The following is a 24290-nucleotide window of genomic DNA, read 5'->3' as shown; positions in this document are numbered from 1 at the left end:
AACCACCGACGGCACCACCAACCACGCCGTCGAACTGTTCGCCGGCCTGCTCGCCGAGATCCGCGCGTACGGCGAAGGCATCGTGATCGCCGAACAGATCCCCGGCAAGGTCATCCCCGACGTCGTCAAGAACTCCGCCCTGAAGATCCTGCACCGCCTCCCCGCCGCCGACGACCGCGAAACCGTCGGCACCACCATGAACCTCACCGCCCCCCAGTCCCGCGCGGTAGTCTCCCTCCCACCCGGCCAAGCCACCACCTTCACCGACGGCATGGACCGCCCCGTCCTCCTCCGCATCCCCCACGGCGAACCCCGCGAACACCGCGCGATCGCACCCCCTACAGTGGCGGCTGCCGCCCGCCGCAGTTCGATCTGCGGAGTCAGCTGCGGCGAACGCTTCTGCACCGTCCGCGACATCGCGGACGCCGCTCGGTTCCAGAAGGAGAACCAGAGGTTCGTCCTGTGGGTGGAGCTTTTCACTGTGGCGCATCTCGCGGCTGTCCCGAAGCCGTTGCCTTCAGTTCCGTGGGTGTTCGACGGCGTCGCGCCGGAGGTCGTCCAGTGCGCGATCGCCGAAGCTGTCGGAGCAGCCGTTCTCGGGCGCGCAGGCGCGATCGCGCGCGACGTCGAACCAGCCCTACTCGTCGATCATCTGGCGAAGGCGGTCCTCGGCGTTGTCAGACAGGGGCGGCTCAGCTGCCGGCCGACGGAGGTCGAATGGCAGGCCGGAGCGTTCCGGTACGCCGACGTCGCCGACGCGCTGCGGACGTACGAAGGCCCGTTCGAGCTGCCGCACCCATCGACCGGCGAATGGCGTGCTCGCGGTCTGAAGCTCGGGGGTCCGACGATCGAGGACCAGATCGGGAACTACCTGAAGAGCCAGCCTGCCGAAGTCACACCCGGTTTGCTGTTCGGCGACGGCACTCTCCTCCGCGCAGCCGCCGCCCTGTCCACCGCGACGGAGCCGGAACTGCAGTTGACCATCGCGACCAGCGGCCTCACCATCCCAGGCAACTGGCACCGCCACATCTTCCGGACGCCGCAACCCCCTGGCCTCTGACCCATGGACCGACCAAGAAACACCCCAGACCCCGGCGACTCCGACGTGCCCTCCGACCGCCCTTCAAGTGACCATCCCACGGACAGCCCACCCGCCGAGCCGACCACGGACAGCCGACCCGCCGAGCAGACGCGGACCACCGACGGTCCAGATACCGAGCCGACCACGGACAGCCGACCCGCCGAGCGGATCACCGACGGACCACCCGCTGAGCGGACCGTCGCCAGCGGACCGGATCGCCGCGACAACCTTCACCGAAGCCAGCCCGACTCGCACAACCCGCCGGCCGAAGTCTCATCCCCGGCCGACGACCCATCACGAGCCAACCCCGCATCGCCGACCGCATCCGAGCGCAGCCCAAAGCCCACCGATGCAAAGTCGGACGCTCACCACCACAACCCACCCGACCGACCCCCACCCGCACAACCACCCAACGACTCGCAGCCGCCCACCCGAGACGCCTCCCACCACGTCTCCGCAAACCTCCGCCAGAAGATGCTCCAGGACCCAGCCTTCACCCGCCTCGGCTGGGGAAGTGAGGATCCCTCGAACTCCGAGCAGCCGAGGTCTCGAACCGAAGCCGCCGAACAGGTCGGCGATCACGGCGAATCCCCTGAAGCCGGAGCCGAGGCCGGAATCTCCCAGACGACAACCGACACCTCGGAAGCGGCCCCCGCCGAATCCACCCCAACGCCCGCTCCGGCTCATGCAGATCGTGCCGACGACACCGACGACTCAGCCGAGGATGCCGCGACGACGGCTTCAGCGGATTCGGATCATCCGGACGATGAGAAGACGGTGCGCGACATACACGACGCATTGGCGGAAGAACATCCGGATGTGGCGAGCGTGGTCACTCGCCTGGTGGCAGACAAAGCGCACCCCCTGGACGTCGTGAACAAGCTGAACGATTCCGATCAGCGGCCGAAGGCACTGACGACCATCCGTGAGCTGGCCGACGAACGCCTCCTTGCGACGGGCAACCTGGAGGACTTCGCCGCGGAACATCCCGGCCGAGGGCCACTGTTCGACCACGTTCCGCGGGAGCTGAACTTCCACCCCGACAACAGGTCACGCAAAGATGCCTATGTTGCCGAATGCAAGCAGGTGGACGAGGCCCGGATCGTCGGCCCCGAACCGTCGCCCGGAGAGCGGCTGCTCGTCGTCGACTACAGCCGCCGGCTCGTGGACCAAGTCGTCCCTCAGGTCTCCCGGGAGATCGGAGCACTGGCGAACGAGGTCGACGGCGTCCGAACCATCCGCGCCAAGGGCGCCGGCGGCCTGCTTGACAAGGTCGACCGGATGTCCACGGGAGCCAGCGGGCGGGACGGGCGTCCGGAGTACCAGGTCGGCGATGTGATCGACGCCGTCGGAGCGCGGATCACGGTCGACGACACCGAGCGCCTCGAGCAACTGCTGGCGGGCGTCAAGGATCGGTTCGGCGTCGGCGACAACGGCCTGATCCTCGAGCTGGAGAATATGTACGCCGCACCGAAGTCGCACAATCCGTCGTACCGCGTCGTCCCGCTCGTCATCGCTGTCGAGGTGAACCGGATGCCGTACACGTTCGAGCTGCAGCTCTGCACCTGGCGGGCATCGGTCGCATCCGACCTGGAACACAACACTGTCTACAAGCCGTACATTCGACCGACACCGGCCGAGCAGGAGAAGGTCAGGCGGATGCAGGCCGAAGCCGCAGCATTGGATCAGGACGAGACAAGGAGCAGGTGGCATGACTGAGCCCGACAACCTCTGGGTCGGTGTCGGATACGTGATGGACGACGGCGACATGAAGGCTGCCTTCGTGGTCGACGCACGCAAGTACGCCGATGACGCTGCCGCTCGCGAGGTGATCAAGGTGGCCGGCGCCGTACTGCGGGAACGATCGATCGACGGTCAGTTCGAGTTCTGGGACGTTCGGTCTGATCAGCGCGTTCCGACTGGGTTGCCGAGCTGGGACGAGTACCGGGATCGGATGCCGGATGAGTGAGGTGCGGGTCTTTCCGGGTTGGAGTGGGTGGGGGGCCGCGGCGGGCGAGCTGGAGAAGTTGCTGCCGGGGGCGGTGGTTGCGGAGTTGGGGGTGGCGTTCGAGGCGGCGGCTGGGTGGCACAGGGGGCAGGTGCGGCCGGCGGGGGAGGTCTATGAGCAGCATTTGTTGCAGGTGGTGGATGTGTTGGCTCAGGGGCTCGGGGTCACTGATGTGGATCTGTTGCGGGCCGGGTTGTTGCATGACGTCGTGGAGGACACCGACGGGACGATCCAGGAGTTGGCGGCGCGGTTCGGGGAGCGTACAGCGGGGCTCGTGGGGGCGGTGACGATCGGGCCGGAAGGACGTACGGCGTACCTCGACAAGCTGGCGCATGCGCCGCGGGATGTGTTGTTGCTGAAGTTGTCGGATCGGTACAGCAACGTGCAGCGGTTGCATACGCATCCTCGGGTGGCCAAGCAGCGGTCCTATTACGCGGAGACTGTGGAGCACTTCGTTCCGTTGGCGGTTGTCGATGAGCGGCTGGAGGAGTTGTACACGGCCTGGGCGGCCGCGTACTCGTACCTCGAAGGGCCGGTCGACACGGTTGAGGCCGCGGACAAGTTGGCGGCGGCGGTGCATCGGGAGCAGGTCGACAAGAGTGGTGAGCCGTATGTGCTGCATGTGCGTGGTGCAGCGGAGATTGCGCGCCGGGAGGGGGCGGACGAGCACCAGCAGATGGCGGCGTTGTTGCACGACTCGGTCGAGGACACGTGTTGCACGCTTGAGCAGTTGACGGAGTTGGGCGTACCGCCGCAGGTGGTGGAGATGGTCGACGCGCTCACCCGCCGGCCCGGCGAGACCCACGACGACTACCTGACTCGCCTTGTCCGCACCCCGGCGGCAGTGCCGGTGAAGCGGGCCGACATCGAGCACAACAGCAGCCCCGCTCGCCAAGCGAGCCTTGATCCCGCAACACAGGAGCGTCTCCGGGCGAAGTACGCGTATGCACTGGAGGTCATCGGAACAAGCGGAGCCGGCCGATGAGTGACCGAAGAGACCGCGAGATCAAAGACGCACTGGCATATGTTGCTGCGTACAAGGATCTAAGGCCCTGGTTGATACCCGTGGCTGAGTGCGATCCGTTGGTTCAGCGGGTCTATGCGTCGATCGATCGTGGTCTCGGCCATTCGCACAAGCGTCACGCCGCGATGGGCGACGACACGTTGTACCGACGCCGGGTCGCCTACTCTGAGGATCCCGCGCAGACGCAGCAGCGGCAACGAATGATGGGCTTCGACGGCGTCAGGCACGACCGGCAGCACCTGTGTGGCCCTGAGACGACCAGGATTCACGATGCGGCCGCGTTTGCGGCCGCGTTCATGGGCGTCAGTGAACACCTCGCAGGACGCCGTGCATTGGACACTGCGGCACATGGGGGAAGAATCCCTTCTCCGGTGAGAATCCCGATCTCCGACCTGCTGGGGCCTGACGGCCATCGGTGGTGCTCGGGATTCGCGCTGGCCGGCGACTGGGCCGAGGCACTGTATGTGCGCAAGAGTCTCACTTGGGCGCGGTGGACCGGTGCTGACCTGACCGATGTCTTACGACCGTCCGTCGAACAGATACCGACCTTCGAGAACGGACACGTCGTCGTCCGGCTCGTCCCGAACTCCCAGACGGACGCGGGTGGTCAGCAGATCTGCACGATGACCCCTGAACCCCTGCGGCTGCCTACTGGGGAGGTGCGGATGGAAGTCACCGACCGAATGTGGCTCTACGACAAGGACTTTCCGTTTGCCACGATCCTCAACTTCATGGAGACCTACCTCCACCCCGAAATCCGCTACGACAACTTCACCTACCTGATTCGACGGGTTGCCATCGATGCTCCGGACGACAGCGAGTTGGCAACCTTCAAGTCAGAGTTCAGCCAGTTGCTGGCAGGCGACGACATGATGTTGTATCCGCCCGCACTGAGAGTCGCGGCCGGCTACGAGGATGAGGGAGACGACCGTCAGTTCCTCAGCCGTCTCTGGCGGAAGCTGTATCCGCTCGAACAACCGCCGCTCCGGACAGCCGACCCCGGCCGCTGACGCGTATGCGCTTGAAGTGCTTGATCGGTGACGACAAGTGACGAGCGTGGCAGGGGGCGGGTTGGCGCGGGTAGGTTGAACGGTATGGATGAGCGTGTGCTGGTCACCGGAGCCTCTGGGTTTATTGGGCGGGCTGTGGTGGCGGCGTTGCGGGAGCGGGATGTTCCGGTGACTGCGGTGGATCGGGAGCCGCCGGATGCTTCGTGGGATGCGGGTGTGCACGTGGTGACGGGGGATCTTGCGGAGCAGGAGACCTGTGTGGCGGCGTTCGAGACGCGGCCTACGGCGGTGGTGCATCTGGCGGCGTTGACGTCGGTGTTGCGGTCGGTGGATGCGCCGATGCAGACGTTCGCGCAGAACGTGACGATTACCCAGGTCCTGCTGGAGTTGTCGCGGGGCAGTGGGGTGGATCGGTTCGTGCTCGCCTCCACCAATGCGGTGGTCGGTGACGTCGGTACGTCGACCATCAACGCGAACCTGCCACTCCGGCCGCTGACGCCGTACGGCGCGACGAAGGCCGCGTGCGAGATGCTGCTCTCGGCGTACTCGGGGAGCTACGGGATGGCGACCGCGGCGTTGCGGTTCACGAACGTGTACGGGCCGGGCATGTCGCACAAGGACAGTTTCGTGCCGCGGATGATGCGGGCTGCGCTGAGTGACGGCGGCGTGCGGGTGTACGGCGACGGGAAGCAGCGGCGGGACCTGGTCTTCATCGACGACGTGGTGCGCGGGATCCTGCTGGCGCTCGACAGCAAGTACGACGGGCGCGCGATCATTGGCTCCGGGCGTTCGGTGTCGGTGCTGGAGATGATCGAGACCGTGCGTGCGGTGACCGGGTGTCCGGTGCCGGCTGAGCACATCGAGGCGCCGGCGGGTGAGATGCCGGCCGTGGTCGTGGACATTACCAACGATCTTGGGTACCAGCCGACGGTCTCGCTGGAGGATGGCTTGGCTCGCACGTGGCAATACTTCAAGCACAAGTGAGGGAGAAAGTAACCCTCGCTTCGCTGTGGAGGAAGGCGCGGGCCGCGGTGCGAACGCACTGGCTGCTTGCCATCTTCCTCGCTGTGGGTCTGGTACTGCGGATCCTCGCGACCATCGCCTATACGCCGGCGATCATCTACGTAGATTCCGTGCAGTACTTGTCCAACATGGGCAAGCTCAGCCCGGACAAGCTGAACCCGATCGGGTACGACTTCGTCCTCGGCCCGCTGGTCTGGCTCGGTGGGCTCAAGCTGGTCGTGTTCATCCAGCATCTGACCGGCCTCCTGCTCGGCGTGGTGATCTACGCGCTCGCCCGGAAGCTGACGGTGTACCGCTGGCTGTCCGCGGTCGCCGCCGCTCCGCTCCTGCTCGACGCGTACCAGGTGCAGATCGAGCAGAACATCATGGCCGAGACCACGTTCGACGTGGTCCTGGTGGCGATCCTGTGGCTGCTGCTCGCGAAGGGCGTCCCGGGCTGGCGTCGCGCGGCGGTGGTCGGCGTACTGGTCGGCGCCGCGTTCACGGTCCGCGCGATCGGACTCGTGCTGCTGATCGCGGTCGTGCTCTACCTGATCACCCGTGGGCGTAAACGGCGGATGGACGTGGTACGTCGTACCGCTGCCGCCGTTGCCGGCTTCGCCTTCGTGTTCGCGGCGTACGGCGGGTACTACCGGATCGACACGGGCCGCTGGGGTTTCACCGGCGCCCAGAACGAGATCCTGTACGGGCGGACCGCCACGGTCGCGAACTGCGACACGCTGCCGCTGAACGAAGGCACCCGCCTGTTCTGCCCGAAGGAGCCGCTCGGACAACGCTTGGGCGTGGACAAGTACGCCCACGACCGCTACGGCGACAAGAACTGGCCGGGCACGTTGCCGCCCGGTACGACGAAGCGTCAGCTGGCCACGGACTTCGCCCATCTGGTGATCACGCACCAGCCCCTGGACGTGACGTGGGCCGCGTTGAAGGACTTCGCGAAGGGTTTCGCGCCGACACGGACCAGCTCACCTGACGACGTACCGCTGGACCGCTGGCAGTTCCAGCTGGTCTACCCGAACCTCAAGGACCCCAACACCGCCAAGGCAGCAGTGAAATGGGGAGGGTCCGAGCCACACGTCTCGCGCGTACCTGCGGGCATTCTTCGCGCTTACCAGCTGCACGGCGGGTACACGTCCGGCACACTGCTCGGGCTGTGCGTGCTGATCGCTCTTGCCGCTGTAGCAGGTTTGGGACGGGCCAAGACCTCAGGGCTTCGTGCTGCTGCACTACTGCCGGCAGCGGCCGGTGTGGTGCTCCTGCTCGGCTCAGCCGCGTTCGAGTTCTCCTGGCGCTATCAACTGCCAGGGCTGGTCTTCTTCCCACTGGCGGGAGCCATAGGACTCCGAGCCATCCTCGGCAAGGACCAGGCGCGCCCCGCGATGGCCGCCTACCCCGACGCGGTGGACTCAGCGGCGGCCAAGGGCCTCGCCGACGTCAGCTTCGCCCCGGTGGTCGTCGTGATCGCGGCGTACAACGAGGCCGCCGGGATCGGCCCGGTGCTGACGAACATGCCCAGGACCTGTGCCGGCCTGCCCGTCGACGTCCTGGTCGTGGTCGACGGCGCCACCGACGACACCGCCGACGTCGCGAAGGACCACGGGGCGTACGTCTGCGTCGCCCCGGTGAACCGCGGACAGGGCGCCGCCCTCCGGCTCGGCTACCACCAAGCAAAGGAAGGCGGAGCGCAGTACGTCGTCACCACCGACGCCGACGGGCAGTACGACAACGACGAGCTGGAGGTCCTGCTCGAGCCGATCCTGCTCGACCGGGCCGACTTCGTCACCGGGTCGCGCCGCCTCGGGGCCGAGGACGCGGACAGCCGGCTGCGCTGGGTCGGCGTCCGGGTGTTCGCCGTACTCGCGTCGATCCTGACCCGGAAGAAGCTGACCGACACGTCGTTCGGGTTCCGCGCGATGCGGGCCGAGCTCGCGACCGCGGTGACGCTGCGTGAACCGCAGTACCAGTCGTCGGAGCTGCTGCTCGGGGCGCTCGCGCTCGGCGCGCGGGTGGTCGAGCTGCCGATGACGATGCGCCGCCGCGGCGACGGGAGCAGCAAGAAGGGCCCGGGGATCGTGTACGGCGCGAACTACGGGCGGGTGATGACGACTACGTGGCTACGGGAGTACGTGCTTCGGCGGGGGCGGCGGGCGCGGGCTTGGCGAACACCAGCCGATCGAACAGTACGAACTTCACGATGAACAGCACCGCGTAGGTCCCGAAGTACGAACCGGTCACCAGGAGTGTCTTCCATGCGTGTGATTCGATCGGCTGCACCAGGTGGTCGGTCAGCGACGTGACCAGCGCGGCGGTGACCGCGGAGCCGATCACGATGATCGTGTACGGCAGCTTCTGACCGCTGCGGCCCCAGGTGTAGCGGCGGTTCAGCACGTAGTTCGGGACGGCGCCGGCGAGCCAGGCGACCAGGGTCGCGACCAGGGCGGGCGCACCGAACCAGTAACACAGAGCGAACGCGAGCTGGCTGACCACCGTGGCGACCACGGAGGATGCCGAGTACTTCGCCCACAGCAACCATCTGCCGCGGCGGGACCGGAGCTTGGTGAGAACGCGCATCGGGCCCTATTCTGCACCCCCGCACCGGGCCGCGGCAGCCGAACGCGAATTCTCAGCCGATTGCCAGCGAATTGATGACCCCTGTCACGTTACTGAGTGGGGTACTCAGGATATGAAGGATCCTGACGACGTTTCTGACGGAAGGCGGCCGAAGTGCGCGTACTCGTCCTCGGCGGTGACGGCTACCTCGGGTGGCCGACCGCTCTGCACCTCTCCGACCGCGGCCATGACACGGCTGTGCTCGACAACATGGCCCGCCGCGGGTACGACCGCGAGCTGGGTGTCCAGAGTCTGGTCCCGATCGAGGATCTCGAGTCCCGGGTGCAGGCCTGGAAGGAGGTCTCCGGCCGGACGATCCCGTCGTACGTCGGTGACCTGCTCGACGCGGACTTCGTCTACCGGGTCCTGCAGGAGTTCGCGCCGGACGCGATCGTGCACTTCGCCGAGCAGCGGGCCGCGCCGTACTCGATGATCGACCGCGAACACGCTGTGTACACGCAGCACAACAACGTGGTCGGCACGTTGAACCTGATGTACGCGATCGCCGAGATCAACCCGGACATCCACCTGGTGAAGCTCGGCACGATGGGCGAGTACGGGACGCCGAACATCGACATCGAGGAAGGCTGGCTGGAGGTCGAGCACAACGGGCGCAAGGACCGGATGCTCTACCCGAAGAAGCCGGGCTCGTTCTACCACCTGAGCAAGGTGCACGACTCGCACAACCTCGAGTTCGGGTGCCGGATCTGGGGGATGCGGGTCACCGACCTCAACCAGGGCGTGGTCTACGGCCAGCAGACCGACCAGACCGTGCGTGACCCGCGGCTGCAGACCCGGTTCGACTACGACGCCGTCTTCGGCACCGTGCTCAACCGGTTCGTCATCCAGGCCGTGCTGGGCGAGCCGCTCACGGTGTACGGCGCCGGCGGGCAGACGCGCGGTTTCCTGGACATCCGGGACACCGTCGAGTGCATCCGGCTCGCGGTGGAGAACCCGGCGGACGCCGGTGAGTTCCGGGTCTTCAACCAGATGACCGAGAGCTACTCGGTGTCACAGCTCGCGGAGCTGGTCGCGGAGAGCTTCGCCGGCCCGGTCCAGGTCGAGCACCTGGAGAACCCGCGCGTCGAGCAGGCGGAGCACTACTACAACGTCAAGCACACCGGCCTGGTCGGCCTCGGCCTCCAGCCGCACCTGCTGTCCGAGACCCTGATCGAGTCGATGTTCGACATCGTCTCGGCCAACAAGGACCGCGTCGACCCGGCCGCCCTGCTCCCCACGGTCCGCTGGCAGGGCCCGCTCAAGCGGTAGCCGATACCAGGAGCGTCGGGACCGCGGCCAGGAAGCGATCCCGACGGCCTCGGCCTGCCTGCTCCGACAACCACCCGGCAGCGTCCGCCTCAGTGATCAGGGCCTTCGCGACGGCGGCCTCGGCCGCGCTCTTGAGCTGCCGCGACATCAGCTTGTAGTCCGTCACGACTTCGGTGTGTACGGCGACCTCGACGTCGTGGAAGTGGTGGTCGAGGAGCTGATCGCGCAGGGTTCGGGCCGCGCGCGGGGAGACCGTGCGCGACTCCAGGCCGAGGCGGATGACGTCGGTGAGGTCCTGGTCGGAGCTGTCGATCAGGAAGAAGCCGTAGTCCTGCCCGCCGACCACGATCCGCCCGCCGGGTGCAGCACCCGGTGCGCCTCGGCGATCGTCGGCGCCGGGTCGTCGAGCAGGTGGAACAGCCCGAGCGCGCGGTAACCGTCCGTCGACCCGTCCTCGAGCGGCAGGTCGCCGGAATGTGCCACGTGAAACATTGCCCCCGGCGCCCGCTCCCGCGCCACCTCGATCGCGTCCGGATCCGCGTCGACACCGGTCACCTTGAGGCCCTTCCGCGCCAGCTCGGCGACCGCCTGACCCGCTCCGCACCCGACGTCGACGCAGGTCGCACCGCGTTTCAGCGCGAGCATCCGGTACGACGCCGCGCGCAGCTCGGCCGCACCGGGCCGCTCCTCGATCCGATCCAGAAAGCTCATACCGTCCACGCTGCAACTTCAGGTGGACCTGAAGTCAATCCATCGACACCTTGTCGACCGTCGTGGTGGTGTGCCGGACGTCGAGGGAGACCTCGTCGCCGACTGCCGGCGGCGGTACCGCGGCCGGCAGGAACAGCATGCTGGCTTGCATGTGCGGAGGCTCGGCGAACCAGCGCTGCTTGCCTTCGATGGTGAACGGGGACAGCGCCATCCCGGCCGCGTCCAGGCCGCCCTTGGCCATCGCGATCGCCCGCTGCCGGACGTTCGCCGCCGCGGTCGGCGCCTCCAGCCCGACGCCGTGCGCCGTACCGCCGGAGACGATCAGGATGTGCCCGTCGCCGCTCACCCGGCGCTGCCGGTACCCGACGCGCTCGCCCCGGCGTACCGAATGCACGTCGAGCACGGTCGCCTTCACCGTCAGCGCGCCGCGGTCGCCGAGCCACAGTGCGGTACCCATCCGGAGCTTCACGTTCTCGCCGATGTCGCTGAGCTTCTGCGCCGGTACGTGCGACACCCAGAGAGTGCTCTTCCGTACGTCGAGAGCCGCCTTGGCCAGCTGCTGCGCCTCGCGGAGGTTCGCCGAGGTACCGCCGGCGCCCATCGGAAAGTGCAGCGACCAACCCTCGAAGCGGATCCGGTCGAGCGCGTTCAGCAGCATCGTGTGCCGCAGCTCGCGGGCGCCGATGCCGTGCCGCCGCATCGAGGTCATCACCTCGATCAGCACCCGGCTGCCGGCCGGGATCGAGACCAGGTCGGCCAGCCGGCTGACCGTGTGGATCACGTTCTGGCTCTGCGGCATCTCCAGGAACGGCCGCCACGGCGACAACACCACGACGTCCTCGCGTGGCTCCGCGGGGACCTCGAAGTACGTGCCGACCGCGACCGTCCGGGCGCCGAGGGCGCGCGCCTCCGCGAACAGCCGGTGGTTGCCGAAGCCGTACCCGTTGCCCTTGGCGACCGGGACGATGTCGGGGTTCCACGTGGAACGCAGGTGATCACGCCATCGATCGGAATCGACGTGCAGGACTAGGGGCATGGTGTCAACGCCGTCTCATGTAGAGGTCGAATGCGGTGTAGAGCGCCTTGTTCAACGGCAGATCCCACTCACCGACGTACTCGACGGCCTCGCCGCCGGTCCCGGTCTTGAACTGGATCAACCCGACGTGCGGGTCGTTCGGGTCCAAGGTGTCGGTGATGCCCCGTAGGTCGTACACGGACGCGCCCGCCGCGAGCGCGTCCGTCATCATGCGCCACTGGATCGCGTTCGATCCGCGCACGTCCCGCTTGGCGGTCGAGCTGGCACCGTAGGAGTACCAGGAGTGACCGCCGACCCGGACCCAGATCGTCGACGCGACCAGGTCGCCCTCGTGATGGGCGTTGTAGATCCGGAAGTCACAGCAATCGGCCGGCTGGTTGGCCATCGCGGCGTACATCTTCTCGAAGTACGGCAGCGGCCGCGGGGTGAAGTGGTCGCGCTGCGCGGTCTCGACGTACAGCCCGTGGAAGGCCTTGATGTCCTCCGGGCCGCCCTGCGACACCTCGACGCCGGCCTTCGCCGCCTTCTTGATGTTGCGCCGCCAGAGCTGGTTCATACCCTTCAGCAGGTCGTCCTCGGTGCGGCCGGCCAGCGGCACCTGGAAGACGTACTGCGGCTGCCCGGCGGCGAAGCCCTCCGCGATCCGCGGCGGCTTCCAGCCGAGCTTGCGGAGCTTGTCGCCGACGGTCGCGCCGGACGGCTCGATCACGTCGGGGCGGACGTCGCCGAGCCGCGGCTGCTGCCCGCCGGCGATCGCGTCCTTGATGGTCTGCGCGCTCCACCGCCGGGCCGCCACCGGCGGACCCATCCGGATGCCGAACGCGCCGCGCTCGGCCAGGTGCGCGGCCAGCGGGCGCAGGTAGCTGCCGAGGTCGATCGCGTCCCAGTCGACGACCGGGCCCTCCGGGAGGTACGCGAGGTACCGCTTGACCTTCGGCATCTGCCGGTAGAGCACCAGGCCGACGCCGACCAGGGCACTCGGATTGGCCGGCTCGTACCAGCCGAGCGACTCCGCCTTCCACTCGCTCTTCACCGCGGCCCAGCCGGGGGTCTGCAGGAAGCTCGCCGCCGGCTGCGCCGCGATGTACGCGGCGTGCTCGTCGGACGAGATGGTCCGGATGCTCAAGTCGCTCACGGTGGGTCAGGCTACCGGCCCGGCCGCGGGAACCGTAGCCGAGCGGCCCTTGTGATCAAACACGATAGGTTCGTACTCCGGAGGGAGGGGACATGACGGCACGTCCGCTACGCGCCGACGCCCAGCGCAATCGCGAGCAGATCCTGGTCGCCGCGGCGCAGGCGTTCTCCAGGTGTGGGCTGGAAGCGACGCTGGAGGGGATCGCGAAGGACGCCGGCGTCGGCATCGGAACCCTCTACCGGCACTTCCCGACCCGCGACCTGCTGATCGAGGCGGCGTACCGCAGCGAGCTGGCCGCGGTCTGCGACGCGGCACCGGACCTGCTCGCCAAGCTGCCTCCCCTGGAGGCGCTGCGGGCCTGGATGGACCGGTACGTCGACTACATGACCCGCAAGCTCGGCATGGCCGACGCGCTCCGGGCCGTAATCGCCTCCGGTGCGAACCCGTACGCCCAGAGCTTCGAGCTGCTCACCGGCGCGATCAAGCCGCTGCTGGACGCGGCCGCCGCGGCGGGGGAGATCCGCCCGGACACCTCCGCGGACGACCTGCTCGCCGGCCTGTGCGGTGTCGCGCTCGCCACCGGTGCCAAGCGCGAACAGGCTGATCGCCTCCTCAACCTCCTCCTCGACGGCCTCCGGTACGGCGCATGAAGGTCGCGCTGGTGACCGGGTCCACCTCAGGGATCGGCGAGGCGACCGTACGGCGGCTCGCCGCAGACGGGATGACCGTCGCGGTGCACTCGCGCTCGACCCGGTCCACGGGGGAGGCACTGGCCGCGGAGCTCGGCGGGTCGTACCACCAGGCCGACCTCTCCGATGACGCTGCCGCCGCCGCACTCGTACCGGAGGTGCTGGCCGCGCACGGGCGTCTCGACGTACTCGTGAACAACGCGGGCATCAGCTGGCCGGTCCCGCACGCGGACCTGGACGCGTTGACCGCATCGGACTGGCGGCAACTCCTCGACGTGAACCTGATCGCGCCGTGGCTCCTGTGCACGGCCGCACTTCCCGCGCTGCGCGAGGCGGGCGGGTGCATCGTGAACGTGACCAGCCACGCCGGCGTCCGCCCGAAGGGCAGCTCGATCGCGTACGCCGCGTCCAAGGCGGCACTGAACCACGTGACCAAGCTGCTCGCCGCCGCACTCGGCCCCGTCGTCCGGGTGAACGCGGTCGCTCCCGGCCTCGTCGACACGCCGCTCACCGCGTCGTGGACCGAAGCCCAGGACCTGTGGAAAACCTCGAGCCCGATGCGCCGCGCCGCACAACCTGTGGATGTGTCGGACCTGATCTCAGCAGTTGTCCACAACTCGTACCTGACCGGCGAAGTCATCCTCCTCGACGGCGGCCTCAACCTCCGCTGATTCTGTCGGTGCCGGGCCCTACGATCGCGGGATGTCTTTGGGTCGAGACTTCCGGCGGTTGTGGGTCGCGTTCACGGTCAGCGCGTTCGGATCGGCGGTCGGACTCGGCGCGTTGCCGTTGGTCGCCGTACTCGCCCTGGACTCCACGACCTTGCAGGTCTCGTTGCTCGCCGCGTTGTCCGCGCTGGCCGGGGCGGCGCTCGCGTTGCCGATGGGGGACTTCATCGAGGAGCGGCACAAGCGGCCGGTGATGATTGCGGCGGACCTCGTGCGGTTCGTGTCACTGCTGTCGGTGCCGGTCGCGGCGGCGTTCGGCGTACTCACATACGCGCATCTGTGCGTGGCGGGCGTACTCCAGGCTGCCGGGACGATCGCGTTCCAGGCGGCGAGCGGGGCGCACCTGAAGGCGCTCGTCCCGGCGGCGGGGCGGGCCGAGGCGAACAGCCGGTTCGAGCAGACGAACTGGGTCTCGCTGAGCATCGGCCCTGCGCTGGGCGGTGCACTGGTCAGCCTGGTCGGGGCGACCGTGACGCTGGCGGTCGACGCGGTGTCGTTCCTCGGGTCGGCGCTCGGCATCCGGCGGATCCAGCAGCCCGAGCCGGAGCCGGTGAAGCGCGAGGGCAAGCGCGACATCACGGCCGGCTGGCGGTACATCCTGGGGCATCGCGGGCTGCGCGCTCTGTTCTGGAACGCGATGCTCTTCGGCGGGTCGGTGATGATGACATCGCCGCTGCTGACCGTGTTCATGCTGCGCGACCTCGGCCTCGCCGCCTGGAGCTATGGCGTGATGCTCGGCATCTCCTGCATCGGTGGGCTGATCGGCGCGCGACTGGCTCCGCGTCTCACCCGGCGCTACGGATTGCCCTGGATGCTGCGCGTCTTCGGCGTACTGCGGGCGCCCTGGATGTTGCTGTTCCCGCTGGCGCCGCACGGGTGGGGCGGGTTCGTGGTGATCACGGCTGCCGAGACGGCGTTGATCGTCGGCGCGGGGGCGTTCAACCCGTCGTTCTCGACGTACCGGATGGAGGTCACCGAGGACGGGTTCATGGCGCGCGTGGTCGGGTCGTGGTCGATCAGCTCGCGGTGCGTGCAGCCGGCGTTCATCGCGCTGGGCGGGGTGCTGGCGACGGTGGTCGGGATGCGCGGCGCGTTGTGGGTCGCGGGCATCTGCTGCACGCTCAGCGCCGTACTGCTGCCGTGGAAGTCGGCTAAATCAGCTGCATTGCCTGAGCCAGCCTGACAACCGGGCCCATCACTCCACCGGGCTGGCCGTCGAGGTAGTCGGCGGCTTCGTCCGGTGGCAACCTGAGCACCTCGGTGACCTGTTCGCCGTCCGCCGGGTTCGTCGGCGGCTGCTCGATCACCACGTCCGCGACGTAGTACGCCCAGTACGACACCGGGTGCGGGAGATGCGGACGGTACGGCGCCGGCCGGCGGTGATCGGCACGGTGCGCGCCGAGCCAGGTGAGCGGGCCGATCAGCCGCGCGCCTGCCTCCTCCAGGAGTTCCCGTTCGACGAGCTGCTCGACGGTCTCGCCCGGCTCGCGAGTCCCGCCGGGCAGGAAGCGCCAGCCGAGGTCGTTGGTGCAGGCAACAATTCCGCCGGCGGTCCGGCAGACCACGTGCACGTTGCTGATCAGCTTGTCCGGCGGCTGCTCGACCGTGTATCGGACGTCCAACTCGCCCCACTGCCAGTATCCCGGAGCGAACAGGTCGGGGAACTGCTCCGCCCAGGGCTGCATAACCTCATTCTGCGCTACCGTCGCTGCCATGGCGCAGTCAGACCCCGAGCCCGCCCCGGCCGCCCAACCCGGCAACACCCCCGCGGCCGACCCCAAGGCGGAGCTGAACGGGAAGACCGAGGCTGCCGACGAGGCGAAGCCGGCCGAGCCGGAGCTGACCCCGGAGGAGAAAGCCCGCCGGATGGTGCGCACGTTCCTGTGGACGAGCGGCTGGCTGACCATCCTCACTGCCGCGTTCCTGCTGTCCGACATCATCCAGTCCAACCGGAGCTTCGGCGCCGTCGGCTGGCTCAGCGTGGTGCTGACCTACCTGTGCGTCCTCGCACTCGTCGCCGGGTACTTCGCCTGCGCACTGAACCAGGCCACGCTGCGCACCCGGCTGCTCGGCCGCTTCGACCTGTTCCAGCTGAGCACCGTGCTGATCGTGGTCGCGGTGGTCTTCGGCCTGCTGATCCCGACCAGCCACAACGCCGTACTGGCTCTGCTGCTGCCCTGGGCGTTGACCTACTGGATGTACGGCCTCGACCGGCCGAAGGCGCCCGCCGCCTGAGCCCTAGTTGAGGTGCGCCCGGAGGTAGTCGAGGTCTGCCTTCTGGCCGTTGTCCGCGTTCGGGGTCTCGACGACGACCGGGGCGCCGGCGGCCTGGACGACCGCGACGATGTCCGCCGGGTCGATGTGGCCCTCCTCGAAGTTGCTGTGCCGGTCCGCGCCGGAGCCGAACTCGTCGCGGGACCCGTTCGCGTGCACCAGGTCGATCCGCCCGGTGATCGCCAGCACCCGCTCGACGATCGTCGGCAGCTCCTCGCCGGCCGCGTGGAAGTGGCAGGTGTCCAGGCAGAACCCGACGTTCTCCAGGCGGTCGTTGCCGGAGGCCTGCACCGCCTCCCAGAGCCGCTCGATCCGCTCCAGCTGGCGGGCCATCGCGTTCTCCCCGCCGGCCGTGTTCTCGATCAGCAGCGGCACCGGCAGCTCGGCGCGCTCGATGCACTTGCGCCAGTTGTCGAACCCGGCCTCCGGGTCGTCCTCGTCGCCGACGTGCCCGCCGTGCACGATCACGCCCTTGACGTCGATCTCGGCCGCCTTGTCCAGCGTCTGCTGCAGCAGCTTCCGGCTCGGGATCCGGATCCGGTTGTTCGTGTTCGCGACGTTCAGCCGGTACGGCGCGTGCACGTACAGATCGACGCCCGCCGCCGCGGCCCGCTCCTTCAGCGCGTCCTCACCGTCGGCGTACGCAAGCTTGGGCGCCTTGTAGTCCTGCGGATTCCCCAGGAAGAACTGCACCAGATCGGCCCCCCGATCGGCAGCCTCCGCCAGCGGGTCCTCCTGGTCCACATGCGCACCGAGCTTCACAGTCATGACCCCACCCTAGAACCGCCCGCCGACAGTTCACGAACCCCAGCCGGCGGACCGGGTGACCTGGCGTTGGCCGGGGGCCGGGGGCTGGACCGGGCGGCCCTCGAATTCTGTGGACAGGACTATGTGGGTGTTCATCTCGCCGTGTTCACCGAGGCGTTCGAAGAGGCCTTCGAGGTGCTGCATCGAGGTCACGCGGACGCGCAGCATCGAGCAGGAGTTGCCGCTCAGTTTGTGGATCTCGAGTACTTCGGGGAAGTCCTCCGCGCGGGTGGTCTTGAGCAAGCAGCGGCCGGTCGTGCAGCGCATCTGGACGAACGCCGACAGCGGTTGACCGGCGCGGGCCGGGTCCACCTGGGCGCGGTACCCGGTGATCACGCCCGCCTCTTCCAGCCGGCGTACCCGGTCGGCGACGGCGGGCGGTGAGAGGTTGACCCGCTTGCCGAGCTGGTTGAACGAGAGGCGGCCGTCGGACTGCAGCGCGGCGAGGATCTGCCAGTCGGTGGAGTCGAGTTCGCGCTCCTGAAAGGTCATGTCCCCAGAACACCTTCGATATCGGCCGTGCACAAGCCCGGACACCTTTCTTCTCGCATTCAGCGCGGCGCCCGGCCTTTCTAGCGTGGTGGGCATGCTGACTCCCGTCGTTCTCGCCGCCGCCCTGATGAACGCCGCGATGGTCGCCGCCAGCGCGGTCAGCGCGATCCTGATCGCCGACGACCTCGGCCCGGCACTGGCCGGTCTGCCGAACACCGCAGGTGTCCTGGGCACCGCCGCGGGCGCCGTACTGATCGGCCGCTGGACCTCCCGCCTCAACCGCGCTCACGCGCTCCGCCTTGGGTACGCCGTGGGCGTGGTCGGCGCCGCGGGCACCGTCCTGGCGGCCGTAGGCGCCCCGATAGCGCTGCTCTTCGCAGGCATGTTCCTGCTGGGCGCAGGCAACGCCGCCAGCCTCCTGTCCCGGTACGCCGCAGCCGACCTGGCTCCTGCAGCCAGACGAGCAAGGGCGATGAGCACAGTCGTCTGGGCGAGCACACTCGGCGCTGCGGGCGGACCGTTCCTCATGGAGCCCTCCCAGTCAGCCGCATCCGGCCTGGGCCTGCCTGCGATCGCAGGACCGTTCCTGCTCGCACTGGCCGCAGTCTTCGCCGCACTGGTCGCGTCGACGTACATCCGGCGTACCGAACCAGCTGACGCGCCACCGGTACGTACAGCAACTAACGGACGCCCCGTGCTGCTGGCAGCAGGCGTGATGATCGTCGGGCAGCTGGTGATGGTGTCCGTGATGACAGCCGTTCCTGTCCACACCCACATGCACCACGACGGACTGGGCGTACTGGGGGTAATGCTGTCTGTCCACACCCTGGGGATGTTCGCGTTGTCCCCCCTCACCGGCTGGTGGATCGACCGCTCCGGACCGCGCGTGGTGATGCTGGCCGGACTTGTGGGCCTGCTGGTAGCCGCCGTACTGGCAACCCGGACCGGCCTGGTCTTCACACCGTCGCTGTTCCTGCTCGGCTACGCGTGGAACCTCTGTTACCTCGGCGGCAGCGCGCAGCTCGGGTCGGCGGCGCTGGAGAGTCGTGTGGAGTCGTCGATCTGGACCGTGTCGGCGCTGGCAACGGCAACCTCGCCATGGTTGTTCACGCTCGGCGGATTCCCCGTACTCGCCGCAGTCTCGCTCGCCCTCGCCGTACCGCTGCTCGTTCTGGCGCTCCGATACCGTGAGCGAGTGCTGGCGCAGAGTGGCCCACGCTAATCGCCGCGCCCGCCGCGCCCTCGCTCTCGCTCTCGCGGACCGATCTCCCTGGCCCGCGACTCTCTCGACCGTTCCGTGGCCGGCTCCCGTGCCTCCCGGGTCCGATGAACCTCAGCGGAGAGCCTCAACTGTTCTCTGATGAACTGCCTGTCCCTTTCCGCCATGGCCTGCTGTCTCTCCGCCATCTCCCGCTGGGCTCTCTGCATCCAGTCGTCCGGTGGTTCCCGCTGCCGTACCGGCGTCGGGTCGGGATCCGTGTAGCTGCCGCCGAACCCCTTCCAGGTGGCTTCCAGTTCGCGCCCGTACGCAATGAGGCGCTGAGCCAGATCGATGCCGTTCTGCCGGTCCCGGAACAGCGTGTTCGCGGTGTTGATCAGGCGTCCGACGCTGCCCGCGCCCGCCTTGTGCGGCCCGTTCTTGAGGTGATTCTCGAGTGCTCGGCCCAACTCCCGGCCGACCCGGCCTTCCCGTTCCTCGATCCTCCGCCGGGCCTCCGCGAGATGCTGGTGCTGTTCGGGGTCCGTTCGTTCGCGCGCGATGCTCTCGGCCCGGTCGAGCGCCTGCCGCTCCCGCGCCCGTTGTTCGTCGCTTCCAGGACTCATGCGCACCACCGTGGCGCCGCCGGACCCCTCGGCAGACGGAGGTGGCCCGGTCCGGCCAGGGGTTGGCCGGTTCGGGCAACAGGCCTGTGGATATGTTCAAGGGGCCGTCCGAACGCTGGTACTCTTTTCGGTGTGGCCCGGTCCATCGACCGGGCTCGTTGCTTGACGCCGGTGGCAAGTGCCGGCGTGGAGCGCACCCGCATCGCCCTCCTGCCACGGAGAGACCGTGGCCGCCAAGTCCGAAGGAGGTGGAGTTCGCGCATGCGTCGTTACGAAGTCATGGTGATCCTCGACCCGGAGCTCGATGAGCGCACCGTGGAGCCGTCCATCGACCAGTACCTGAACATCGTCCGCAAGGAAGGTGGCACGGTCGAGAAGCTCGACATCTGGGGTCGTCGCAAGCTCGCCTATGACGTGAAGAAGAAGTCCGAAGGCATCTATGCCGTCGTCGACCTGACCGCCGAGCCGGCGGTCGTGAAGGAGCTCGACCGTCAGCTCACGCTGAACGAGTCGATCCTGCGCACCAAGGTCATCCGGCCGGACCAGCACTGACCCTGGGGTCGTCAGCAGCCATCGGTACTGTCGGCACCAGCCGATACCAATAGCTGTAGACACAGCCACACCCGATAGCAGGAGGAACGGCAATGGCAGGCGAACCACCCATCACCCTGATCGGAAACCTCACGGGTGACCCGGAACTGCGCTTCACGCCCTCAGGGGCCGCGGTGGCGAATTTCACCATCGCGTCCACCCCGCGGACGCTGGATCGGCAGAGCAACGAGTGGAAGGACGGGGAAACCCTCTTCATCTCGTGTTCGGTGTGGCGGCAGGTCGCCGAAAACGTTGCCGAGTCACTCACCCGCGGTTCCCGGGTCGTCGTGCACGGGCGCCTGAAGGCGCGCAGCTACGACGACCGCGACGGGAACAAGCGCACCGTGTTCGAGTGTGACGTCGAGGAGATCGGCGCCAGCATGCGGTACGCGACGCTGAAGATCTCCAAGACCTCGCGCTCCGACGGCGGCGGTGGCGGTGGCTTCGGCGGTGGCGGCAACCAGGGTGGCGGTGGCTACCAAGGGGGCGGCGGCAACAACCAGGGCGGCGGCTACGGCGGCGGTCAGGGTGGCGGCGCTCCCCAGAACGACCCCTGGGCAACCCCGCAGGGCGGCGGTCAGTCCGCCCAGCAGAACGACCCCTGGGCCAGCCAGGGCGGCGGCTCGATGGAGGAGCCTCCGTTCTGATCGGCCCGCACCATCACTAGTCAGTGACCATTCCGGCAGTCCTGCCGGGCTCTGGAAATAGGAAGAGAGCACCACAATGGCCAAGATCGTTCGGAAGCCGAAGAAGAAGGTCTGCGGCTTCTGCAAGGACAAGGCAACGTACGTCGATTACAAGGACACCGCGCTGCTGCGCAAGTTCATCTCGGACCGCGGCAAGATCCGCGCCCGCCGGGTGACCGGGAACTGCGTGCAGCACCAGCGCGACGTGGCCACCGCTATCAAGAACGCTCGTGAGGTGGCGCTGCTGCCGTACACGAGCACGGCTCGCTGAGGGAGGCGCGGACCATGAAGCTCATCCTGTCTCAGGAGGTCGAGGGCCTCGGAGCCCCTGGCGACATCGTCGAGGTCAAGGACGGCTACGGCCGGAACTACCTCGTCCCGCGCGGCCTGGCCATCGGCTGGACCCGCGGCGCCGAGAAGCAGATCCAGACGATCAAGCGGGCGCGCGACGCCCGGGCGATCCAGGGCAAGGAGCACGCGAGCGAGGTCAAGAACCAGCTCGAGCAGCTTGCCGTCACGCTGGCGGTCAAGGCGGGTGACACCGGCCGGCTGTTCGGCTCGGTCACCCCGGCCGACATCGCCGGTGCGATCAAGGCCGCCGGCGGCCCGCTGGTCGAGAAGCGGGCGATCGCGATCAGCTCGCCGATCAAGACCACCGGCAAGCACCAGGTCGCCGTCCAGCTGCACCCGGAGGTGGCCGCCACGGTCCGCCTCGAGGTCGCGGCCGGCTGACGTCCACGCCGTACGCACAAGGCCCGCGTCCCCGTTGGGGGCGCGGGCCTTGTCGTTGCCGGAATCAGTTCTGTTGGGGGGTCGGCCAGTCGACGGGCTGGGGCTCGCTGGCGCTGTCCTGCTGGAAGCTCGCGACCGTCGGCCAGTCGGTAGGTGACGGTTGGTCGTTGTCTGCGAGTGCCGGCCCGGCCGACCGCAGCAGGAGCGCTGCCGCCACCACAACGGCCGTGAACCGCGCCATCCGGCGTCCGTGCTCTCTCATTTCTGCTCCGGATCCAATGCGTAGAGGACCGACTGGTACATGAGGATCGCGTGGTTGCCCGCGATGGCCCACGGCCGCGTCATACCGTCGGGCATCGGGTACGTCTTTCCGGCCGCGTTCACCGCGTACAGCTTGGTCGCCAAGGTGCCGTAGACGAACGAGCCGCTGATCGACAGCGGCTGGAAGTCCTTCATCGTCCGGGTCTGGCCTCCGGTGAGGTTGATCAGGCACTCACCCCAGGCGGCCAGCCGGTGCTTCGGGTCCGGGACCCAGGCCCAGTGTTCGGGATCGGTGGACGACGCGTCCCCGCAGACCGCGACCACCTTCCCGCTCGCCGTCGAGTGCACCACCGGTATCACCTTCCCGGGTTGCTTCGGGTCCGCCCACAGCACCAGCGCGTAGTCCGCGCTCGCGGTGACCACTTCCTGGAGGTTGCCCGCGGGCACACCCTTCGGCGGCACCGGGTTGAGCGGCATCAGCTCCTTACCCGGTTGCGTCCAGGCCAGCGGGCCCTTGGGCAGGGCGTACAGGGTCCGGTCGCCCTCCGCGAGGAGTGGAGTGGAGAACCGCTGTCCTTGCGGCGAGCCGACGAGCTTGCCACCCGACACCACCATCGAGCCCCCGTCGCTGCCCAGCATGATCAGCGGGGACTTCCCGAAGAACGTCACCTTGGCGCTGTCCGGCAGCGGGAGCTTGGTCGGCAGCGCGCCGTCGCCGGCCCAGTACGACAAGGTGTCCGGTGAAGCGACCGCGAGCACCAGCTTGGAGTCGATCGTGGTGTAGACGGGGCTCAGCGCATCCTTCGTGACCTTGTCCTGCCACAGCAGTTTGCCGGCGCTGCTGAACACCGCCACCTTCTGGTCGGTCGTCAGGATCGCGATCTCGGTACCGTCCGGCTTGATCGCCGGCGTGCTGTTCGGGGCCATGTCGACCGTCCAGCTCGCGTGCGTCGACCAGCCCGGCGGCTGGGTCCGCGGCGGGAACTCGTCCGGTATCACGCTCGGGCCGGGCAGTACCGGCAGCTTGGGCGACGTGGTGACCACCGGCTTGTCGTGGCCGAGCTTGCTGAAGACCGTGAGGTACAGCGCCGTACCGGCGATCAGTACGACGGCCACCCCCATCGCGACGAAGATCGGCCAGACCGGCTTCTTGTTCCGCCGGGTGTCGGTGTCGATCGCGTCGACCTGGCCGTCCGGGTGGATGACCAGCGGCCAGGAGGCGCCGTCGGCCTCGACCGCGGTCACCTTCATCGCCCGCCCGAGCTGGGCCGCTCGTTCGGCGATCAGCTGGATCGCGGCCTGCCGCGGGTCGGAGTTGTTGAGCGGATGACTACGGCCCGCGATCTTCACCTCGGCGTTGTGGTCGTCGTACAGCCGAATCGTGACCTTCGGCCAGGACGGGATCTTGTCAGCCACGATGACCTCTCATTCCCGCCACAGATCTCCCTCGTTCATCCGGTACCGACGTCCTCGTTCTAGCATGTCCCCCGCACGAGGCATGCCAGGGATTCCGGGCAGGCAGAAACCACGCGGGCCCGGCGGCTCGACTGACCCCGACAAGGGGGTAGAAACATCCTCGCCTGTGGATGGGTCATGAAAGTACACCCGGAAAGCGAGAGAATACGGTGGGCAACTGCCTGTGACGGAACGCGAGAGGAGGGGCCATGACGCAGAACCCGTGGACACGAGAGCAGTCTCCGGGTCCACAACAGCAGGCGTCAGTGGCTCCCGGACCTCGGCCGGACATCACCCCGCGAGGGCCGTCCGCCCCGCAGCACGGGGTGCCGGCGCCCGCGGAGGATCAGCGCTTGCCCAAGTTCGCGATTCCGGCGGCGGACACGTTGTGGTGGGTCGGGGTGCACGGCGGCGCCGGCGAGACCACGATGTCCGTGCTGCTTCCGGGGACCCGGGCGGCCAACCATCGCTGGCCGATCCCGCCGCCGCCGGTGCCGACGCCGGTGATCCTGGTCGCCCGGACCCACGGGTCCGGTCTGCGCGCCGCGCAGCGAGCCGCGATCGAGTGGGCCTCGGGAGTCGTCCAGGGGGTCGCCGTGCTCGGTCTGGTGCTGATCGCGGACGCCCCGGGCCGGCTGCCCCGGGTGCTCGACGACTTCGCCGACATCGTCGGTGGAGGTGTCCCGAGGGTGTGGGACATCCCGTGGATCGAGGAGTGGCGCCGGGGGGAGGCTCCCACGCCTGACAACACCCCCGACGAGGTCTTCGAAGTACTTGAATCCATCTACGCACTTCGCGCGTCAAACCCAGCGGACTACCCCGCCCCGTACTGAAAGGTAAGAGA

The 24290-nt window shown here is 68.2% G+C and carries 29 protein-coding genes; 18 read left to right on the top strand and 11 right to left on the bottom strand.

What is annotated here, in order from left to right; genetic code table 11:
- The 7 genes from VFF46_RS39035 to VFF46_RS39005 form a co-directional block, all read left to right on the top strand.
- Positions 1–1060 (top strand): hypothetical protein (locus tag VFF46_RS39035; protein WP_325042319.1); only part of this gene is annotated, 1060 nt, incomplete at its 5' end.
- Between the two features lie 864 nt (positions 1061–1924).
- The gene (locus VFF46_RS39030; RefSeq protein WP_325042318.1) at positions 1925–2800 is read left to right on the top strand and encodes a hypothetical protein; all 876 of its coding nucleotides are present in this window, start codon (positions 1925–1927) and stop codon (positions 2798–2800) included.
- The gene (locus tag VFF46_RS39025; RefSeq protein WP_325042317.1) at positions 2793–3050 is read left to right on the top strand and encodes a hypothetical protein; all 258 of its coding nucleotides are present in this window, start codon (positions 2793–2795) and stop codon (positions 3048–3050) included. Before VFF46_RS39030 ends, VFF46_RS39025 begins: the two co-directional genes overlap by 8 nt.
- Entirely contained in the window at positions 3043–4074 is a 1032-nt protein-coding gene (locus VFF46_RS39020) for an HD domain-containing protein (protein WP_325042316.1), read from the top strand. The genes VFF46_RS39025 and VFF46_RS39020 overlap by 8 nt, the downstream gene beginning before the upstream one ends.
- Positions 4071–5123, top strand: coding sequence for a hypothetical protein (locus tag VFF46_RS39015; protein ID WP_325042315.1), 1053 nt, complete (start codon positions 4071–4073; stop codon positions 5121–5123). The genes VFF46_RS39020 and VFF46_RS39015 overlap by 4 nt, the downstream gene beginning before the upstream one ends.
- Before the next feature lie 84 nt (positions 5124–5207).
- A complete protein-coding gene (locus VFF46_RS39010) occupies positions 5208–6107 on the top strand; it encodes an NAD-dependent epimerase/dehydratase family protein (RefSeq protein ID WP_325042314.1) in 900 nt (299 codons plus the stop codon).
- A 47-nt stretch (positions 6108–6154) separates the two neighbouring features.
- Positions 6155–8344: a glycosyltransferase gene (locus tag VFF46_RS39005; protein ID WP_325042313.1), complete on the top strand. Its 2190-nt coding sequence runs from the start codon at positions 6155–6157 to the stop codon at positions 8342–8344.
- Here the strand turns inward: VFF46_RS39005 and VFF46_RS39000 are convergent.
- Entirely contained in the window at positions 8253–8717 is a 465-nt protein-coding gene (locus VFF46_RS39000; RefSeq protein ID WP_325042312.1) for a GtrA family protein, read from the bottom strand. The genes VFF46_RS39005 and VFF46_RS39000 overlap by 92 nt on opposite strands.
- A gap of 153 nt (positions 8718–8870) precedes the next feature.
- Here VFF46_RS39000 and VFF46_RS38995 point away from each other — a divergent pair, with 153 nt between their 5' ends.
- Positions 8871–10025, top strand: coding sequence for an NAD-dependent epimerase/dehydratase family protein (locus tag VFF46_RS38995; RefSeq protein ID WP_325042311.1), 1155 nt, complete (start codon positions 8871–8873; stop codon positions 10023–10025).
- On the opposite strand, the gene VFF46_RS38990 is transcribed toward VFF46_RS38995, so the two are convergent.
- Genes VFF46_RS38990 through VFF46_RS38975 form a run of 4 tightly spaced genes read right to left on the bottom strand, consistent with a single transcriptional unit; the run spans position 10015 to position 12907 of the window.
- A complete protein-coding gene (locus VFF46_RS38990; RefSeq protein WP_325042310.1) occupies positions 10015–10371 on the bottom strand; it encodes a hypothetical protein in 357 nt (118 codons plus the stop codon). The two genes, VFF46_RS38995 and VFF46_RS38990, sit on opposite strands and share 11 nt — an antisense overlap.
- The gene (locus VFF46_RS38985) at positions 10338–10736 is read right to left on the bottom strand and encodes a class I SAM-dependent methyltransferase (protein ID WP_325042309.1); all 399 of its coding nucleotides are present in this window, start codon (positions 10734–10736) and stop codon (positions 10338–10340) included. The genes VFF46_RS38990 and VFF46_RS38985 overlap by 34 nt, the downstream gene beginning before the upstream one ends.
- A gap of 34 nt (positions 10737–10770) precedes the next feature.
- Positions 10771–11772, bottom strand: coding sequence for an alanine racemase (locus tag VFF46_RS38980; RefSeq protein ID WP_325042308.1), 1002 nt, complete (start codon positions 11770–11772; stop codon positions 10771–10773).
- Positions 11773–11776: 4 nt separating this feature from the next.
- Complete coding sequence (locus VFF46_RS38975) at positions 11777–12907, bottom strand: lipid II:glycine glycyltransferase FemX (protein ID WP_325042307.1); 1131 nt, start codon at positions 12905–12907, stop codon at positions 11777–11779.
- 92 nt (positions 12908–12999) lie between these two features.
- Between VFF46_RS38975 and VFF46_RS38970 the strand changes: the two genes are divergently transcribed.
- Genes VFF46_RS38970 through VFF46_RS38960 form a run of 3 tightly spaced genes read left to right on the top strand, consistent with a single transcriptional unit; the run spans position 13000 to position 15507 of the window.
- On the top strand, positions 13000–13557 hold the full coding sequence (locus VFF46_RS38970) for a TetR/AcrR family transcriptional regulator (RefSeq protein ID WP_325042306.1): 558 nt from the start codon (positions 13000–13002) through the stop codon (positions 13555–13557).
- Entirely contained in the window at positions 13554–14267 is a 714-nt protein-coding gene (locus tag VFF46_RS38965; protein WP_325042305.1) for an SDR family oxidoreductase, read from the top strand. Before VFF46_RS38970 ends, VFF46_RS38965 begins: the two co-directional genes overlap by 4 nt.
- 31 nt (positions 14268–14298) lie before the next feature.
- Positions 14299–15507 (top strand): MFS transporter, encoded by a 1209-nt coding sequence (locus VFF46_RS38960; RefSeq protein ID WP_325042304.1) that lies wholly within the window; start codon positions 14299–14301, stop codon positions 15505–15507.
- On the opposite strand, the gene VFF46_RS38955 is transcribed toward VFF46_RS38960, so the two are convergent.
- Entirely contained in the window at positions 15476–16009 is a 534-nt protein-coding gene (locus VFF46_RS38955; protein ID WP_325042303.1) for an NUDIX domain-containing protein, read from the bottom strand. The genes VFF46_RS38960 and VFF46_RS38955 overlap by 32 nt on opposite strands.
- A 28-nt stretch (positions 16010–16037) precedes the next feature.
- Between VFF46_RS38955 and VFF46_RS38950 the strand changes: the two genes are divergently transcribed.
- Positions 16038–16559 (top strand): hypothetical protein, encoded by a 522-nt coding sequence (locus VFF46_RS38950; RefSeq protein WP_325042302.1) that lies wholly within the window; start codon positions 16038–16040, stop codon positions 16557–16559.
- 3 nt (positions 16560–16562) lie between these two features.
- Here VFF46_RS38950 and VFF46_RS38945 read toward each other — a convergent pair whose 3' ends face one another.
- Together VFF46_RS38945 and VFF46_RS38940 are read right to left on the bottom strand one after the other, a co-directional pair.
- Positions 16563–17366, bottom strand: coding sequence for a deoxyribonuclease IV (locus tag VFF46_RS38945; protein ID WP_325042301.1), 804 nt, complete (start codon positions 17364–17366; stop codon positions 16563–16565).
- Between the two features lie 30 nt (positions 17367–17396).
- Positions 17397–17897 (bottom strand): Lrp/AsnC family transcriptional regulator, encoded by a 501-nt coding sequence (locus VFF46_RS38940; RefSeq protein WP_325042300.1) that lies wholly within the window; start codon positions 17895–17897, stop codon positions 17397–17399.
- 94 nt (positions 17898–17991) lie between these two features.
- Here VFF46_RS38940 and VFF46_RS38935 point away from each other — a divergent pair, with 94 nt between their 5' ends.
- A complete protein-coding gene (locus VFF46_RS38935; RefSeq protein WP_325042299.1) occupies positions 17992–19119 on the top strand; it encodes an MFS transporter in 1128 nt (375 codons plus the stop codon).
- On the opposite strand, the gene VFF46_RS38930 is transcribed toward VFF46_RS38935, so the two are convergent.
- Complete coding sequence (locus VFF46_RS38930) at positions 19116–19730, bottom strand: hypothetical protein (protein WP_325042298.1); 615 nt, start codon at positions 19728–19730, stop codon at positions 19116–19118. The two genes, VFF46_RS38935 and VFF46_RS38930, sit on opposite strands and share 4 nt — an antisense overlap.
- Positions 19731–19982: 252 nt before the next feature.
- On the opposite strand from VFF46_RS38930, the gene rpsF reads away from it, so the two are divergent.
- From rpsF to rplI, 4 genes are all read left to right on the top strand, one after another.
- On the top strand, positions 19983–20273 hold the full coding sequence (gene rpsF, locus VFF46_RS38925) for a 30S ribosomal protein S6 (RefSeq protein WP_130386399.1): 291 nt from the start codon (positions 19983–19985) through the stop codon (positions 20271–20273).
- 92 nt (positions 20274–20365) lie between these two features.
- The gene (locus tag VFF46_RS38920; RefSeq protein ID WP_325042297.1) at positions 20366–20959 is read left to right on the top strand and encodes a single-stranded DNA-binding protein; all 594 of its coding nucleotides are present in this window, start codon (positions 20366–20368) and stop codon (positions 20957–20959) included.
- A 76-nt stretch (positions 20960–21035) separates the two neighbouring features.
- Positions 21036–21269 (top strand): 30S ribosomal protein S18, encoded by a 234-nt coding sequence (rpsR, locus tag VFF46_RS38915; protein ID WP_132320771.1) that lies wholly within the window; start codon positions 21036–21038, stop codon positions 21267–21269.
- Between the two features lie 14 nt (positions 21270–21283).
- Positions 21284–21730: a 50S ribosomal protein L9 gene (rplI, locus tag VFF46_RS38910; protein ID WP_325042296.1), complete on the top strand. Its 447-nt coding sequence runs from the start codon at positions 21284–21286 to the stop codon at positions 21728–21730.
- A gap of 64 nt (positions 21731–21794) precedes the next feature.
- On the opposite strand, the gene VFF46_RS38905 is transcribed toward rplI, so the two are convergent.
- Entirely contained in the window at positions 21795–21992 is a 198-nt protein-coding gene (locus VFF46_RS38905; protein WP_325042295.1) for a hypothetical protein, read from the bottom strand.
- Positions 21989–23407 (bottom strand): hypothetical protein, encoded by a 1419-nt coding sequence (locus VFF46_RS38900; RefSeq protein ID WP_325042294.1) that lies wholly within the window; start codon positions 23405–23407, stop codon positions 21989–21991. Before VFF46_RS38900 ends, VFF46_RS38905 begins: the two co-directional genes overlap by 4 nt.
- 392 nt (positions 23408–23799) lie before the next feature.
- Between VFF46_RS38900 and VFF46_RS38895 the strand changes: the two genes are divergently transcribed.
- Positions 23800–24279: a DUF6668 family protein gene (locus tag VFF46_RS38895; RefSeq protein WP_325042293.1), complete on the top strand. Its 480-nt coding sequence runs from the start codon at positions 23800–23802 to the stop codon at positions 24277–24279.
- The last annotated feature ends 11 nt before the right edge of the window (positions 24280–24290 follow it).

Source organism: Kribbella sp., from assembly GCF_035655035.1.
Classification (GTDB): domain Bacteria; phylum Actinomycetota; class Actinomycetes; order Propionibacteriales; family Kribbellaceae; genus Kribbella.
This window is presented reverse-complemented; position numbering and strand designations above follow the sequence as displayed.